At 75.3% G+C, this 17,579-nt stretch carries 2 protein-coding genes (1 of these 2 only partly in view); both read left to right on the top strand.

Translation table 11 applies throughout. The features are described 5' to 3' along the window. A protein-coding gene (locus ACWD4A_RS00085) for a type I polyketide synthase (RefSeq protein ID WP_451187261.1) crosses the window boundary here: on the top strand, window positions 1-12,198 show its end. It extends 16,287 nt beyond the left edge of the window; only the last 12,198 of its 28,485 coding nucleotides appear in the window; its start codon lies off the left edge, out of view; the stop codon is at window positions 12,196-12,198. Then, on the top strand, window positions 12,195-17,579 hold the full coding sequence (locus tag ACWD4A_RS00080; protein ID WP_451187543.1) for an SDR family NAD(P)-dependent oxidoreductase: 5,385 nt from the start codon (window positions 12,195-12,197) through the stop codon (window positions 17,577-17,579). The genes ACWD4A_RS00085 and ACWD4A_RS00080 overlap by 4 nt, the downstream gene beginning before the upstream one ends.

Genomic DNA, 17,579 nt, shown 5'->3' with positions numbered 1-17,579 from the left:
GTCTTCGCCGAGGCACTGGACGCCGTACTGGCCCGCTTCGACCTCGAACTCGACCGCCCGCTGCGGGAGATCCTGTTCGCCGCACCGGACACCCCCGAGGCCGCGCTGCTCGACGACACCGGCTGGACCCAGCCGGCCCTCTTCGCCCTCGAAGTGGCGCTGTTCCGGCTCGCCGAGTCCTGGGGCCTGCGCCCCGACTACGTCGCCGGGCACTCCATCGGCGAGTTCGCCGCCGCGCACGCCGCCGGAGTCCTCTCCCTGGCGGACGCCTGCACCCTCGTCGCGGCCCGCGGCCGGCTGATGGCCGCCCTGCCCACGGGCGGTGCCATGGCCTCCGTCGAGGCGGCCGAGGACGAGGTGCTGCCCCTGCTCGCCGCGTACGAGGGACGTGTCTCCGTCGCCGCCGTCAACACCCCGTCGTCCCTGGTCCTCGCGGGCGACGAGGACGCGGTGCTCGCCCTCGCGGCCCGCTTCGAGGAACTCGGCCGCCGGACCAAACGGCTGCGCGTCAGCCACGCCTTCCACTCGCCGCACATGGACGCGATGCTGGAGGACTTCGCCCGCGTCGCCGCCGGCGTCACCTACCACGCGCCCACGCTGCCGTTCGTGTCCACCGTCACCGGCGAACTCGTCACCGCCGACGAACTCCGCTCGCCGGAGTACTGGACCGGACAGGTCCGCGGCACCGTCCGCTTCGCCGACGCCGTCCGCCGGCTCACCGAGCACGGTGTGACCACCTTCTTCGAACTCGGCCCGGACGGAGTGCTCTCCGGCGCGGTCCGCGCGACCACCGACGGGGAGAGCGGCGCCGTCGCCGTCCCGGCCCTGCGCCGCGACCGCCCCGAGGACCAGGCCCTCACCACGGCCCTCGCCCGGCTCCACACGCACGGCGTACGGGTCGACTGGACCGCGGTGTTCGCCGGCACCGGCGCCCGGCGGACCGACCTGCCGACCTACCCCTTCCAGCGCGAGCGCTACTGGCCCGAGACGGCCGCCGTGACCTCTGCCGCGGAGAGCCCCGCCGACGGGGCGGACGCCGCGTTCTGGTCGGCGGTCGAGCGCGCGGACATCGCGTCCCTCGGCACCTCCCTGGACCTGGACGACGACACCCTCACCACCGTCGTCCCCGCCCTGGCATCCTGGCGCCGCAAGCGCCAGGAGCGCTCCACCGTCGACGGCTGGCGCTACCGGGTCACCTGGAAGCCCCTGACCGGCACCTCCCGCCCCGCCACCCCGACCGGCACCTGGCTGGTGCTCACCCCGGCCGGCGCCGCCGACCCGGCGTGGCTCGACGCGGTCACCGGCGCCCTCGCCACCGACACCGTCCGCCTCGACGTCACCACCCCGCAGCGCGAGGCCCTGACCGACCGCCTGCGTGAACTGGCCGCCGAAGGCGACGGGTTCACGGGCGTACTGTCCCTGCTGGCCGTGGCCGACGAGGACGGCCGGGACGCCCCCGCCGGCCTGCTGCTGACGACGGCCGCCGTACAGGCACTGGGCGACGCCGGCATCGAGGCACCCCTGTGGTGCGTGACGCGCACCGCCGTGGCGGTCGGCCGCTCCGAACAACTCGCCCGCCCCGCCCAGGCAGCCGCCTGGGGCCTCGGCCGGGTGATCGCCCTGGAGCACCCCGAGCGCTGGGGCGGCCTCGTCGACCTCCCCGACGAGCTCGCCGACACCACCCTGCGCCGCCTGGCCACCGTCCTCGCCGGAAGCGACGGCGAGGACCAGCTCGCCGTACGCGCCACCGCGACGTACGCCCGCCGGCTGGCCCACCACCCCGTCGGGGACGCCCCCGCACCCGGCGAGTTCCGGCCCGGCGGCACCGTGCTCGTCACCGGCGGCACCGGCGCCCTGGGCGGCCGCACCGCCCGCTGGCTCGCCGCACGCGGCGCCCGGCACCTGCTGCTCGTCAGCCGCCGCGGCGCCGACGCGCCGGGAGCCGGGGAACTGCGGGCCGAACTGGAGGACCTGGGCGCCCGCGTCACCCTGGCCGCCTGCGACACCGCCGACCGCGACGCGCTCACCGCCGTACTCGCCGCGATCCCCGAGGAACACCCGCTCACCGCGGTGTTCCACACCGCCGGCACCGTCGACGACGGCACCGTGGACACCCTCACCCCCGAGAAGTTCACCGCCGTCCTGCGCGCCAAGGTCACCGCCACCCTCAACCTGCACGAGGCGACCCGGGACCACGGCCTGACCGCCTTCGTCCTCTTCTCCTCCATAGCCGGCACCCTCGGCGCCCCCGGACAGGGCAACTACGCCGCCGCCAACGCCTTCCTCGACGCCTTCGCCGAGCACCGCCGCGCGGCCGGCCTGCCCGCGACCTCCCTCGGCTGGGGCCCCTGGGCCGAGGCCGGCATGGCCGCCGACGGACCCGGCGTCGACAGCCGCGTCCGCCGCGGCGGCTTCACCCCCATGGCACCCGAACTCGCCCTCACGGCGCTGCGCCACGCCATCGAACACGGCGACACGGCACTGGCCCTCGCCGACGTCGACTGGGAGCGCTACGCGGACGTCTTCACCGCGCTCCGCCCCAACCCCTCCGTCGGTGACCTCCCCGAACTGCGCCGCACCGCCACCACGGCACCCGCCGGAGCCCGGGAGGCCGCCCTGCGGGAACCCGAGCTGCGCCGGAGCCTGGCCGGGCTCTCCCCGGCCGCGCGCCCCCGGCTCGTCCTCGACCTCCTGCGCGAACAGGTGGCCGCGGTCCTCGGCCATTCCGGCACCGGCGCCATCGGCGCCGACCAGGCCTTCAGCGACCTCGGCTTCGACTCGCTGACCATCGTCGAACTGCGCAACGCCCTGACGGCCACGACCGGGCTGAAGCTGCCCGCGACCCTCGTCTACGACTACCCGACCCCGCACGCCCTCGCCGAGTTCCTGCTCACCGAGCTCCTCGGCACCCTGCCCGAGGAGGCCTCCGGCACCCCCGCGCAGGCCGGCCGGGCGGTGTCCGAGGACCCCATCGCCATCGTCGGCATGAACTGCCGCTTCCCCGGCGGCGTCGCATCCCCCGAAGACCTCTGGCGGCTCCTGAGCCGCGGCGAGGACGCCATCACCGGATTCCCCGCCGACCGCGGCTGGGACCTCGACGAGCTCGCCGGCGGAGCCTCCGCGACCCTCGAAGGCGGCTTCCTCGACGGCGTCGGCCTCTTCGACGCCTCCTTCTTCGGCATCTCGCCCCGCGAGGCCCTCGCCATGGACCCCCAGCAGCGCCTGCTGCTGGAGACCACCTGGGAGGTCTTCGAGCGCGCCGGGATCGACGCGACCACCCTGCGCGGCAGCCGCACCGGCGTCTTCGTCGGCACCAACGGCCAGGACTACGCCACGCTCCTGCGCAAGGGCACCGCCGACGTCCGCGGCCACGTCGCCACCGGCAACACCGCCAGCGTCATGTCCGGCAGGCTCTCCTACGCCCTCGGCCTGGAGGGCCCGGCCGTCACCGTCGACACCGCCTGCTCCTCCTCCCTCGTCGCCCTGCACATGGCCGCCCAGTCCCTGCGCAGCGGCGAGTGCACCCTCGCCCTGGCCGGCGGCGTCTCGGTGATGTCCGGTCCCGACTCCTTCACCGAGTTCACCGTCCAGGGCGGGCTGGCCCCCGACGGCCGCATCAAGGCCTTCGCCGACGCGGCCGACGGCACGGGCTGGTCCGAGGGCGTCGGCGTCCTCGTCCTGGAGCGGCTCTCCGACGCCCGCCGCAACGGCCACGAGGTCTGGGGCATCGTGCGCGGCACCGCCGTCAACCAGGACGGCGCCTCCAACGGCCTGACCGCCCCCAACGGGCGTGCCCAGCAGCGCGTCATCCGCGAGGCACTGGCCGACGCGGGCCTCGCCCCCGCCGACGTCGACGCCGTCGAGGCCCACGGCACCGGCACCACGCTCGGCGACCCCATCGAGGCACACGCCCTCATGGCCGCCTACGGACAGGACCGCGAACTCCCGCTCCTGCTCGGCGCGGTCAAGTCGAACCTGGGCCACACCCAGGCCGCGGCCGGTGCCGCGGGCATCATCAAGATGGTCATGGCGATGCGCCACGGCACCCTGCCCAGGACCCTGCACGTCGACGCCCCGACCTCGCACGTCGACTGGTCGGCCGGCGCGGTCTCGCTCCTCACCGAGGAGCGGGCGTGGCCCGGGACCGGGCACGCCCGGCGGGCCGGCGTCTCCGCCTTCGGCGTCAGCGGCACCAACGCCCACGTCATCATCGAGCAGGCCCCGGAGACGGAGCCCGAGCCCGGGACGGAGGCGCCCGCCACGGCGCGGGGCCCGGTGCCCTGGCCGGTGTCGGCCAAGTCCGAGGCCGCGCTGGCGGCGCAGATCGAGCGGATCTCCGCGCTGACCGGCCAGTCCCCGGCCGACGTGGGCCACTCCCTCGCCACCGGCAGGGCCGCGTTCGCCCACCGCGCGGTGCTCCTGGCCGACGGCGGGCGGGTCTCGGAACTCGCGCGCGGCGTCACCCAGGGAGACACCGGGAAGCTCGCGGTGCTGTTCTCCGGGCAGGGTGCGCAGCGCGTCGGCATGGGACGGGAGCTCTACGCCCGGTTCCCGGTGTTCGCCGACGCCCTCGACACGGTCGTGGCCCACTTCGACACGGAGCTGGAACGCCCCCTGCGGGACGTCATGTCCGGCGACGCGGAGGGGCTGGACGAGACCGGGTTCACGCAGCCGGCGCTGTTCGCCGTCGAGGTGGCGCTGTTCCGGCTGGCCGAGTCCTGGGGGATCCGCCCGGACTTCGTCGCGGGTCACTCGATCGGTGAGATCGCGGCGGCTCACGTGGCCGGTGTGTTCTCCCTGGAGGACGCCTGCCGGCTCGTCGCGGCGCGGGCACGCCTGATGCAGGCGCTGCCCGCGGGCGGTGCGATGGTCGCCGTCCAGGCCGCGGAGGAAGAGTTCGCCGGGCGGCTGGTGGACGGCGTGTCGATCGCGGCCGTCAACGGTCCGGAGTCGGTCGTCCTCGCGGGCGTTGGGTCCGAAGTGCTCCGCATCGCCGGGGAATTCGCCGCCGAGGGCCGCAAGACCCAGCGGCTGTCGGTGAGCCACGCCTTCCACTCCGCGCTCATGGAGCCGATGCTGGCGGACTTCCGCCGGGTCGCCGAGGGCCTGTCCTACGAGGCGCCGCGGATCCCGGTCGTGTCGAACGTGACGGGCGGGCTCGCCACGGAAGAGCTGGTGTGCTCGGCCGAGTACTGGGTCCGCCACATCCGTGAGACGGTCCGCTTCGCCGACGGTGTACGCACCCTCGCCGCCGAAGGGGCGTCCTTCTTCCTGGAGTTGGGCCCCGACGGTGTGCTGACGGCCATGGCCCAGCACACCCTGGACGACACCTCCGTGGCCGTACCGGCCCTCCGCAAGGACCGCCCCGAGGAGACCGCCCTCCTCACCGCCCTCGCGCGGCTCCACGTCGCGGGTGTGGACGTGGACTGGGCCGGACTCTTCGACGGCACCGGCGCCCGCCGCGTCGACCTGCCCACCTATCCCTTCCAGCGCGAGTGGTTCTGGCCGGAGAGCGCGCCCGCGGGGGCCGCGCAGGACGGCCCGCAGGACCCCGTGGACGCCGAGTTCTGGGACGCGGTGGAGCGCGAGGACCTGGAGTCGCTCTCGGCCGGCCTCGGCCTGGACGACGACACGCTGTCGGCCCTCGTGCCCGCCCTGTCCACCTGGCGGCGCGAGCGCGTCGAGCGCTCGGCCGTCGACGGCTGGCGCTACCACGTGACCTGGAAGCCGCTCACCGGAGCCGCGCCGGGCGCGCTCGCCGGACCGTGGCTGGCGCTCGTCCCGGCGGGAACCGCCGCCGACGAGTGGACCGCCGCCGTGGTCGCGGCCCTCGGCGACGACGCCGTCGTGGTCGAGACCGGCCCCGCCGCACTGATCGCGGACCTCACCGAACTCGCCCTGGAGGGACACCGGTTCACCGGCGTCGTCTCCCTGCTCGCGGCCCCGGCCGCCGACACCCTCCCCGCGGGCCCGGCCCGGCCGGGCGAGGCGGTGGAGGCGCTGGCGGACGCCGGGATCGACGCCCCGCTGTGGTGCGTCACCCGGGGCGCGGTTTCGGTCGGCCGATCGGACGCGGAGACGAGCGCCGCCCAGGCCGCGGTATGGGGGCTCGGCCGGGTCACGGCCCTGGAGCACCCGGACCGCTGGGGCGGCCTCGTCGACGTACCGGACGTACTCGACCGGCGCTCGGCCGACCGCCTCCGCGCCGCGCTGTCCGGCACGGACGGCGAGGACCAGGTGGCGCTGCGGCCCTCGGGCGCCTTCGGGCGCCGGCTGACGCGCGCCGCGGCCGACGCCCCGTCGGCGCCGTGGCGGCCGACCGGCACGGTCCTGGTCGCCGGGGACGTGGCCGGCTCCGGCGGATACCTCGTCCGCTGGCTCGCGGAGCAGGGCGCCCAGCGCGTCCTGCTGGCCACGGCCACCGCGCCGGATGTCACGGACCTGAGCGCCGAACTCGCCGAACTCGGCACCGAGTTGACGCTCGTCACCTGCTCCCCGGCCGACGGCGAGGCGCTGCTGACCGCGCTCGCCGCCCTTCCCGGGACCCAGCCGCTGACCGCGGTGGTGTACGCCGGTGAGGAGGGAGCGACCTCCGCCGACGACCCGGGCGCGGCCCTGACCGCGCTGCACGCGGGCGCCGAGAACCTGGCGGCCGTGGCCGACGCGGCGGCCGGTGACCGGCCCCTGGACGCGTTCGTCCTCTTCTCCTCGATCGCCGGGACGTGGGGCGTGAACGGCAGGGGAGCGGACGCGGCCGCCGGAGCCCACCTGGACGCCCTGGCCCTGCGCTACCGCGCCCGCGGACTGCGCGCCCTGTCGGTCTCCTGGGGCGCCTGGGCGGACACCACCCCCGACGGCCAGGCCGCGCACCTGCGGGCCAACGGGCTGCCCGCGATGGACCCCCGGCGGGCCCTGACCGCGCTCGCCCGGTCCGTCGGCACCGACGCCTCCTCGGTGACGGTCGCCGACGTGCGGTGGGACCGGTTCGCGCCGGCCTTCGCCCGCACCCGGCCCGGCGCCCTCTTCACGGACCTGCCCGAGGCCCGCGAGGCCCTGGCGGGCCCCGCCGGACCCGGCACGGCGGGACCCGCGTCCGGCCTCCGGGCCGAACTCGCGGCCCGCCCGGCCGCCGAGCGGGCCGAGGCGCTGCTGGCCGTGGTCCGCGGCGAGGCCGCCTCGGTGCTCGGGTTCGCCGACGCCGGCGCCGTCCCCTCCGGACAGGCCTTCAAGGACCTCGGCTTCGACTCGTTGACCGCCGTCGACCTGCGCAACCAGCTCGCCACCGCGACGGGCCTCACTCTGCCCGCCACCCTCGTCTTCGACTACCCCACCGCCGAGGCGCTGGCCGGTCACCTGCTGGCCGAACTCCTCGGCGAGGACGGCGAAGAGCTGCCCGGGACGGACACCCCGATGGTGCGCGCCGCCGCGGCGGACGACCCGGTCGTGATCGTCGGCATGAGCTGCCGCTACCCGGGCGGGGTCCGCTCGCCCGAGGACCTGTGGAACCTGGTCATGGGAGGCGTGGACGCCATCGGCGGCTTCCCCACGGACCGGGGCTGGGACCTGGACCGGCTGCTGCACGGCGACCGCGACGGCCGGGGCCGGACCGTCGCCCGCGAAGGCGGATTCCTCTACGACGTGGCGGACTTCGACCCCGGCTTCTTCGGGATCTCGCCGCGCGAGGCGATGGTGATGGACCCGCAGCAGCGCATCCTGCTGGAAGCCGCCTGGGAGGCGCTGGAGCGCACCGGCATCGACCCGGCGGAGCTGCGCGGCGGCGACACGGGCGTGTTCATCGGCGGCGGCTCGGGCGACTACCGGCCCGAAGCCGGCCAGTTGGGCCACGCGCAGACCGCGCAGTCGGCCAGCCTGCTCTCCGGCCGGGTGTCCTACAGCTTCGGCCTGGAGGGCCCGTCCGTCAGCGTCGACACGGCGTGCTCGTCGTCGCTGGTGGCAGTCCACCTCGCCGCTCAGGCCCTGCGCAACGGCGAGTGCTCGATCGCGCTCACCGGCGGTGTGACCGTGATGTCCAGCCCGGTGAACTTCATCGAGTTCGGGGAGCTGGGAGCCCTCTCGGCGGACGGCCGCTGCCGGGCCTTCTCCTCCTCGGCCGGCGGCACCGGCTGGTCCGAGGGCGTCGGCGTCCTCGTCCTGGAGCGGCTCTCGGACGCCCGGCGCAACGGGCACGAGGTCCTCGCGGTCCTGCGCGGTTCGGCCGTCAACCAGGACGGCGCCTCCAACGGCCTCACCGCCCCCAACGGCCCCTCGCAGCGCCGCGTCATCCGCCGGGCCCTGGCCAACGCCGGGCTGGCACCGGCCGACGTGGACGCCGTGGAGGCCCACGGCACGGGCACCACACTGGGCGACCCCATCGAGGCGCAGGCCCTGCTCGCCACCTACGGAAAGGACCGCGAACAGCCGCTGCTGCTGGGGTCGCTGAAGTCCAACATCGGGCACACCCAGGCCGCCGCCGGCGTCGCGGGCGTGATCAAGATGGTCATGGCGATGCGCCACGGCGTCCTGCCCAGGACGCTGCACATCGACGAGCCCTCGACGCACGTCGACTGGACCGCCGGCGCGGTCGAGCTGCTGACCGAAGCAGCCGACTGGCCGGAGACGGGCCGCCCGCGCCGGGCGGGCATCTCGGCCTTCGGCGCCAGCGGCACCAACTCCCACGTCATCATCGAGCAGCCCGCACCGGCCGCCGGACCCGGGCCCGAGCCCACGGAGGAACCCGGCCTGCTGCCCGTGCCCGTGTCGGCCGCCGTGCCGGAAGCCCTGCGGGACCAGGCCAGGCAACTACACGCCTACGTGAGCGCGCGGCCCGGACTCACCCCCGCCGCTCTCGCGCAGGCCCTGGCCACGACCCGGGCGGCCTTCGCGCACCGGGCCGCGGTCCTCGCCGGCGGCCGCGCCGACCTGCTCCAGGGCTTGGCCGCGCTCGCCGACGGCCTCGCCTCGCCCCAGGTCGTCCAGGGCGACGGGGCGGCCCGCCGGGGTAAGCTCGCGATGCTGTTCTCCGGCCAGGGCTCGCAGCGCGTCGGCATGGGCCGCGAGCTCCACGCCCGCTTCCCGGTCTTCGCCGAGGCCCTCGACACGGTGACCGCACACCTGGACACCGAGCTCGAACGGCCCCTGCGGGACGTCATGTTCGACGACGCCGAGCGGCTGGACCGCACCGGCTACACCCAGCCCGCGCTGTTCGCCATCGAGGTGGCGCTGTTCCGGCTGGTGGAGTCCTGGGGCATCCGCCCCGACCTCGTCGCCGGGCACTCCGTCGGCGAGATCGCGGCGGCTCACGTGGCCGGGGTGTTCTCCCTGGAGGACGCCTGCCGCCTGGTGGCCGCGCGGGCGAGGCTGATGGACGCCCTTCCCCAGGGCGGTGCCATGGTCGCCGTCCGGGCCGCCGAGAGCGAGGTGCTGGCACACCTGACCGACGGCGTGTCGGTCGCCGCGGTCAACGGACCGGAGTCGGTGGTCCTCTCCGGAGACGAGGACGCGGTGCTCGCCATCGCGGAGAAGTTCACGGCCGACGGACGCAAGACTAGGCGTTTGCGGGTGAGCCATGCGTTTCACTCCCTGCACATGGACGCCATTCTCGAGGACTTCCGACGGGTCACCCGGAGCATCGCCTACGGCGCCCCGGCGATCCCGCTCGTGTCCAACCTGACCGGCGAGGCGGCGACCGAGGAGCAGGTGTGCTCCCCGGACTACTGGGTGCGCCACGTCCGCGAGGCCGTCCGCTTCGGCGACGGCGTCCGCACCCTCGCCGAGCGCGGAGCCTCCGTCTTCCTGGAGCTCGGCCCCGACGGCTCGCTGTGCGCCATGGCCCAGGACACCCTCGACGCCCTGGCCTCGACGGCGGTGGCCGTACCGGCCCTGCGCAAGGGCCGCGACGAGGAGGAGTCCCTGCTCACCGCGCTCGCCCGGCTGCACGTCGACGGCCTCGACCCGCGCTGGCCCGCGCTGCTCGGCCAGGACCGGCCCCGCCGCACCGACCTGCCCACCTACCCCTTCCAGCACCAGCGGTTCTGGCCGCAACCGCAGCCGGCCACCGGCCCCGGCACGCCCGGCGGCGAGGACGACGGCTTCTGGTCCGCCGTGCGGGACGAGGACTTCGCCTCGCTCGAATCGACGCTGAACGTCGACGGCGACGCCCTGTCCAAGGTGCTCCCCGCGCTCGCGGACTGGCGCCGCCGGCGCGGCGAGACGAACACCGTCGACGGCTGGCGGCAGCGGATCATCTGGCAGCCGCTCACCCCCGCCCCCGACCGCACCCCGGCGGGCACCTGGCTCGCCGTGGTCCCGGCGGGACACGCCGACGACCCCTGGGCCGCCGATGTCCTGGCCGCCCTGGGCCCGGACACCGCGCGCCTGGAGGTGGACGGCCACGGACGCGAGGAACTGGCCGGCCTGCTGCGGCAACGGACCGCCGACGGAGGCACGTTCACCGGCGTGGTCTCCCTGCTCGCCCTCGCGACGGCGCCCGCCTCCACGGCGGACGCCCCCGAAGGCCTGGCACTCACCACCACCCTGATCCAGGCGCTCGGCGACGCGGACATCGACGCACCCCTGTGGTGCGTCACCCGCGGCGCCGTCGCGGCCGCGCCGTCAGAGCCGGTGCCCGCCCCCGCCCAGGCCGCCGTCTGGGGGCTGGGGCGCGTCGCCGCCCTGGAGTACCCGCGGCGCTGGGGCGGCCTGATCGACCTGCCCGACACCCTCGACGAGCGGTCCGCGGCCCGCTTCGCCGAAGCCCTCGCGGCCCCCGGCGGCGAGGACCAGATCGCGGTACGGCCCTCGGCGGTCCTCGGCCGCAGGCTGGTGCCCGTGCCGGCCGGACGTACCGCGCGGGAATGGAACCCCACCGGCACCGTCCTGATCACCGGCGGCACCGGAGCGCTGGGCGCCCACGTGGCACGCGAACTCGCCCGGGCGGGCGCGCGGCACCTGCTGCTGCTGGGCCGCCGCGGCCCGGACGCACCCGGCGCGCCCGCACTGCGGGACGAACTCACCGCACTCGGCGCGGACGTCACCCTCGCCGCCTGCGACGCCGCCGACCGCGAGGCGCTCGCCGCGGTCCTCGCGGACATCCCGGCGGACGCGCCCCTCACCGGCGTCGTCCACACCGCGGGCGTCCTCGACGACGGCGTCCTGGACAGCCTCACCCCCGACCGCTTCGAGGCCGTCTTCCACGCCAAGGCCGCCTCGGCCCTGGCCCTGCACGACCTCACCCGGGGCCTGGACCTGGAGGTGTTCGCCCTGTTCTCCTCCTCGTCCTCCGCGGTCGGCAACCCCGGCCAGGCCAACTACGCCGCGGCCAACGCCTTCCTGGACGCCCTCGCCGAACGGCGCGGCGCGCAGGGCCTGGCCGCCACCTCGATCGCCTGGGGCCCCTGGAACGGCGGCGGCATGGCCGCCGACGGCCGGGCGGCCGCCGCGGCCCAGCGCACCGGGATCCGGCCGCTGGACCCCGCCCTCGCCGTCACGGCACTGCGCCGGGCCGTCATGGACGGCCGGCCCACCGAGGTCGTCGTCGAGGTCGAACGTGACCGGTTCGTACGGAACTTCACCGCAGTACGCCCCAGCCCGCTCCTCGCGGAGCTGACCGCGCCCGCCGAGCACCACCCGGCCGGGAACACCGGCGAGGAGACCACGGGCACCGCCCTGCGCGACAAGCTGACGGGCCTGTCGCCCGCACAGCGCTCCGAAGCCGTACTGGACCTGGTGCGCGACCGGGCCGCCGCCGTTCTGGGCCACCCCACCGCCGACGCCGTCGGCGCCGACCGGGCCTTCCGGGACCTCGGCTTCGACTCCCTCGCCGCGGTCGAGCTGCGCAACCAGCTCGGCGCCGCGACCGGACTGGGCCTCGCCGCCACCCTCGTCTTCGACCACCCGAGCCCCGTCGACCTGGCCGGCCACATCCTGGGCCTGCTCGTCCCCGACGACGGGCCCGGCGAAGAGGCCGACGGGACCGACCTCGACCAGTCCGGCATCAGGGCCCTGCTCGCCTCCGTCTCCGTGGCCCAGCTGCGCGAGATCGGCGTGCTCGAACCCCTGCTGAAGCTCGCCGCGCAGACCGCCGGGGCGGGCGGCGGCACCACGGCGGCGGACGCCTATGACGAGTCGATCGACGCCATGGACGTCGACGACCTGGTGCAGGCGGCACTGGACGGCAATTCCCACCACGAGCGCGACTGACGGAGCGGAAAGAGCGGAACATGACCACGCCCAGCGAAAAAGTAGTCGAAGCTCTCCGCACCTCCCTGAAGGAAGCCGAGCACCTGCGGCGGCAGAACCACAAGCTCGTCGCCGCGGCCACGGAGCCGATCGCGATCGTGGCGATGGGCTGCCGGTACCCCGGAGGCGTGAACTCGCCCGAGGACCTGTGGGAGCTCCTGGCCACCGGCAAGGACGCGATCTCCGGCTTCCCCACCGACCGCGGCTGGGACCTCGCCGCCCTGCGGGAGGCCGGGGCCGACAAGCGCGGCAACACCGTCAGCCAGGAAGGCGGCTTCCTCGACAGCGCGGCCGGCTTCGACGCGGGATTCTTCGGGATCTCGCCGCGCGAGGCCGTCACCATGGACCCCCAGCAACGGCTGCTGCTGGAGACCTCCTGGGAGGCGATCGAGCGCGCCGGCATCGACCCGGTGTCCCTGCGCGGCAGCGGCACCGGCGTCTTCGTCGGAACGAACGGACAGGACTACGCCTACCTGCTCGTGCGCTCCCTCGCCGACGCCACCGGCGACATCGGCACCGGCATCGCCGCCAGCGCCGTCTCCGGGCGGCTCTCCTACACCCTGGGCCTGGAGGGCCCGGCGGTGACCGTCGACACGGCGTGCTCCTCCTCGCTCGTGGCCCTGCACACGGCGGCCCACGCCCTCCGCGCCGGCGAGTGCTCGCTGGCGCTGGTCGGCGGAGTGAACGTCATGTCGTCCCCCGGGTCCCTGATCGAGTTCAGCCGGCAGGGCGGGCTCGCGTCGGACGGCCGCTGCAAGGCCTACTCCGACGCGGCCGACGGCACCGGCTGGTCCGAGGGCGTGGGCGTCCTCCTCGTCGAACGGCTCTCCGACGCCCGCCGCAACGGGCACCCCGTCCTCGCCCTGGTGAAGGGCTCGGCGGTCAACCAGGACGGCGCCTCCAACGGCTTCACCGCCCCCAACGGGCGGGCCCAGCAGCGGGTGATCCGCCAGGCCCTGGCCGCCGCGGGGCTCGCCGCGCAGGACGTGGACGCCGTCGAGGGCCACGGCACCGGCACCCCGCTCGGCGACCCGATCGAGGCGCGCGCCCTGCTCGCGACCTACGGGCAGGGGCGCGACCCCGAACGGCCGCTGCTGCTCGGGTCGGTGAAGTCCAACCTCGGCCACGCCCAGGCGGCCGCCGGCGTCGCGGGCGTCATCAAGACCGTCATGGCGATGCGGCACGGAGTGCTGCCCGGCACCCTGCACGTGGACGCGCCGTCCTCGCACGTCGACTGGTCGGCCGGCGCGGTGGAGCTGCTGACGGAGCCGCAGGCGTGGCCGGACGTCGACCGGCCCTGGCGCGCCGGGGTGTCGTCCTTCGGGATCAGCGGCACCAACGCCCACGTGATCCTGGAGCAGGCGGAACCCGCCGAGGAACCGGCCGGGGCCCCGGCGGCCCCGCCCGGTGTCGTGCCGTGGCTCGTCTCGGCGAAGTCCGAGGAGGCCCTGACGGCCCAGATCGAGAACCTCCCGTCGCCGGCCGGGCCGCTGTCGCCGGCCGACGTGGGCTTCTCGCTGGCCACAGGACGGTCGGCCTTCGAGCACCGCGCCGTACTGCTCACCGGCGGCCCCGACGGCGGTCCGACCGAGGCGGCCCGAGGACGCGCGAGCACAGGACGTTCGCTCGCGGTGCTGTTCTCGGGGCAGGGTGCGCAGCGGGTGGGGATGGGGCGGGAGTTGTACGGCCGTTTCCCGGTGTTCGCGGAGGCTTTGGACGCGGTGCTGGGGTATTTCGGTGGTGATGTGCGTGAGGTGATGTTCTGTGATGCGGAGCGGTTGAACGGGACGGGGTTTGCTCAGCCTGCTCTGTTCGCTGTTGAGGTGGCGTTGTTCCGGTTGGTGGAGTCGTGGGGGATCCGCCCGGATTTCGTCGCGGGGCATTCGATCGGTGAGATTGCTGCGGCGCATGTGGCGGGGGTGTTCTCGTTGGGGGATGCCTGTCGGCTGGTGGCTGCTCGTGCGCGGTTGATGAACGCGCTTCCTGCGGGTGGTGCGATGGTCGCTGTTCAGGCTGCGGAGGGGGAGGTTGCCGCGCGGCTGGTGGATGGTGTGTCGATCGCCGCTGTCAACGGTCCCGAGTCGGTGGTCATCGCTGGTGATGAGGCCGAAGTGCTGTGCATTGCGGAGAAGTTCGCGGCCGAAGGCCGTAAGACGCAGCGGCTGTCGGTGAGCCACGCTTTCCATTCGCCGTTGATGGATCCGATGCTGGATGAGTTCCGCCGGGTCGCGGAGGGTCTGTCCTACGGGGCTCCGCAGCTTCCGATGGTGTCGAATGTGACCGGCGAGCTCGCTGGTGAAGAGCTGGTGTGCTCGGCGGAGTACTGGGTCCGTCACGTCCGTGAGACGGTCCGTTTCGCCGACGGTGTACGTGCTCTGGCGTCCGAAGGTGCTTCGGTCTTCTTGGAGTTGGGCCCGGATGGTGTGCTGACGGCGATGGCCCAGCACAGCCTGGACGGCAGCCCGCTGGCGGTGTCCGCGCTGCGCAAGGACCGCCCCGAGGAGACCGCCCTCCTCACCGCCCTCGCGCAGCTCCACGTCGTCGGTGTCGGAGTCGACTGGGCCGCATGGTTCGCCGGCACGGGCGCGCGCCGCGTGGACGTCCCCACGTACGCGTTCCAGCACGAGCGGTACTGGCCGAAGCCGGCGGCCCCGGCGGGCGATGTGTCCGCCGCGGGCCTGATGCCCGCGGAACACCCGCTGCTGGGCGCGGCGGTGTCGCCCGCGGGCTCCGGCGGCATGCTGTTCACGGGCAGGCTGTCGGCACGGACGCACCCCTGGCTGCTCGACCACGTGGTGGACGGCGTGCCCGTCTTCCCCGCCGCCGGATTCCTCGAACTGGCCATCCGCGTGGGCGACCAGGTCGGCTGCGACCGGGTCGACGAGCTCACCTTCGGCGAGCCCCTCGTGCTGCCCGAGGAAGGCGCCGTACTCCTCCAGGTGTGGGCCGGTGCCCCCGACGCGGCGGGCGCGCGCAAGGTGAGCTTCCACTCGCAGATCGCCGACTCCGCGGAGCAGGCGTGGACCGAGCACGCCGACGGTGTCCTGAACTCCGGTGAGAGGACAGCCGAGTTCGACACATCCGTGTGGCCGCCGAGCGGAGCAGTGGCCGTGGACCTGGAGGACCTCGCAGAAGGCACCGGGCACGGCCCGGTGTTCCGGACCCTGCGCGCGGTCTGGACCCGCGGCGACGAGACGTTCGTCGAGGCGGCGCTCCCGGGCCGGGCGGACGACGCCGGGGCCTTCGGGCTGCACCCCGCGCTGCTGGAGGCGGTCACGCAGGCGGCCGGGCCCGCCGGGGACCTCGCGCCGACGTCGTGGGCGGGCGTCTCGCTGCACGCCAGTGGCGCTCCAGCGGTACGGATACGCGTCGCGAAGACCGGCGGCGACGCGTTCTCCGTCGCCGTGGCGGATATCGCGGGCGCGCCCGTCCTGTCGGCGGACTCGCTGGTCCTCGGCGCCCGGACGGCCGTCTCCGCGCGCCGCGACGGAGCGGAGCGGGGCGCGCTGCTGCGCCTGGAGTGGGTGGCGGCCCCCGAGGGGCCGGCTCCTTCCGGCGAGGTCCGGAGCGTCACGCTCGGCGCGGATGGGTTGGCGTCGCTGACGGACGTCCCGGATCTGGTCGTGGTCCCGGTGTCGGGCGCGGGCGGCGACGTCCCGGGCACGGTGCACCGGCTGACGGCGCGCGCCCTGGAGCTGGTGCAGGAGTGGCTCGCGGGGGAGCGGTTCGCCGACGCGCGGCTGGTGTTCGTGACGAACGGAGCGGTGTCCGGCGGCGATCCGGCCGCCGCCGCGGTGTGGGGTCTGGTGGGGTCGGCGCAGTCGGAGCACCCGGACCGGTTCGTCCTGGTGGACGCCGAGGACGGGGACGTCCCGGCCCTTCTGCCGGCCCTGCCGGGCCTGCTGGCCTCGGGCGACGCCCAGTTCGCCGTGCGCGACGGCGCCGTGTGCGTGGCCCGGCTGGCCCGGCTGCCCGAGCGGGCCGACGCGCAGGCCGCCGCCCCCGGGTGGAACGCGGACGGCACGGTGCTGATCACGGGCGGTACGGGTGGCCTGGGCGGTGTGCTGGCCCGGCATCTGGTGGCCGAGCGCGGCGTGCGGCACCTGACGCTGGTGAGCCGCCGGGGCGCGGCGGCCCCGGGCGCGGCGGAGCTGCGCGACGAGCTGACCGCCCTCGGCGCCGATGTGGTGGTCGAGGCGTGCGACGTCGCCGACCGCGCCGCGGCCGCACGGCTGTTGGCCGCCCTGGAGCGCCCGCTGGCCGCGGTCGTCCACGCGGCCGGTGTGCTGGACGACGGCGTGGTCACGTCGCTGTCCGCCGAGCGGCTGTCGGGCGTGCTGCGGCCGAAGGCCGACGCCGCCTGGCACCTGCACGAGCTCACCCGGGAGACGGACCTCGGCGCGTTCGTCGTCTTCTCGTCGGCCTCGGGCGTCATGGGCGGCGCAGGCCAGGGCAACTACGCCGCCGGCAACGTCTTCCTCGACGCGCTCGCCCGGCACCGCGCGGCGCTGGGCCTGCCCGCGCAGTCGCTGGCCTGGGGAGCGTGGGCGCAGGCCGACGGCATGACGGGCGCCCTGTCCGAGGCGGACATGCAGCGCATCGCGGCGTCCGGCGTGCCGCCGCTGTCGGTCGAGCAGGGCCTGGCGCTGTTCGACGCCGCCACCGCGTCGGACGAGGCGTACGTCGTCCCGATCGGCCCGGTCGCCCCGGGTACCCGGGTCCGCGGCGAGGTACCGCCGCTGCTGCGGGGCCTCGTCAAGGGCGCCCGCCGCACGGCCGCGAGCTCCGCGGGCGGTGCCGAAGCGGCCGCGGCGCTCGGCCGCCGACTGCGGGAGGCGCGGCCCGACGAGCGCGTGCGCCTCGTGGTGGATCTGGTGCGGACGGAGGTGGCCGCCGTGCTGGGGCACGCGTCGACGAAGGCCGTCGACGCGCGGAAGGAATTCCGGGACCTGGGGTTCGACTCGCTGACCGCCGTCGAGCTGCGCAACCGGCTGACCGCGGTCACGGGTCTGCGGCTGTCCGCGACCCTCGTCTTCGACTACCCCAACCCCACCGCACTCGCCGGACACCTCGCCTCGCAGCTCGTGGACGAGGCCGCGGCCGACGCGGGCCCCGCACTCCTCGCGGAACTCGAACGGATCGACTCCGTCCTCGCCGCGGACGAGCCGGATGCCCGCACCCGGGCCGCCGTCTCCAGCCGTCTGTTCCAGATGCTGGAGAAGTGGCGGGGGACCGAAGCGGAGGACGCCGGCGCCGAAGTCGCCGAGCGGATCGAAGCCGCCAGCACCGATGAGATCTTCGCCTTCATCGACAACGAGCTCGGCCGTCACAGCGATCGCTGA

The organism is Streptomyces sp. NPDC002537, from assembly GCF_053594975.1.
The sequence above is the reverse complement of the archived record's forward strand: the minus strand, read 5'-3'. Positions and strand labels throughout refer to the sequence as shown.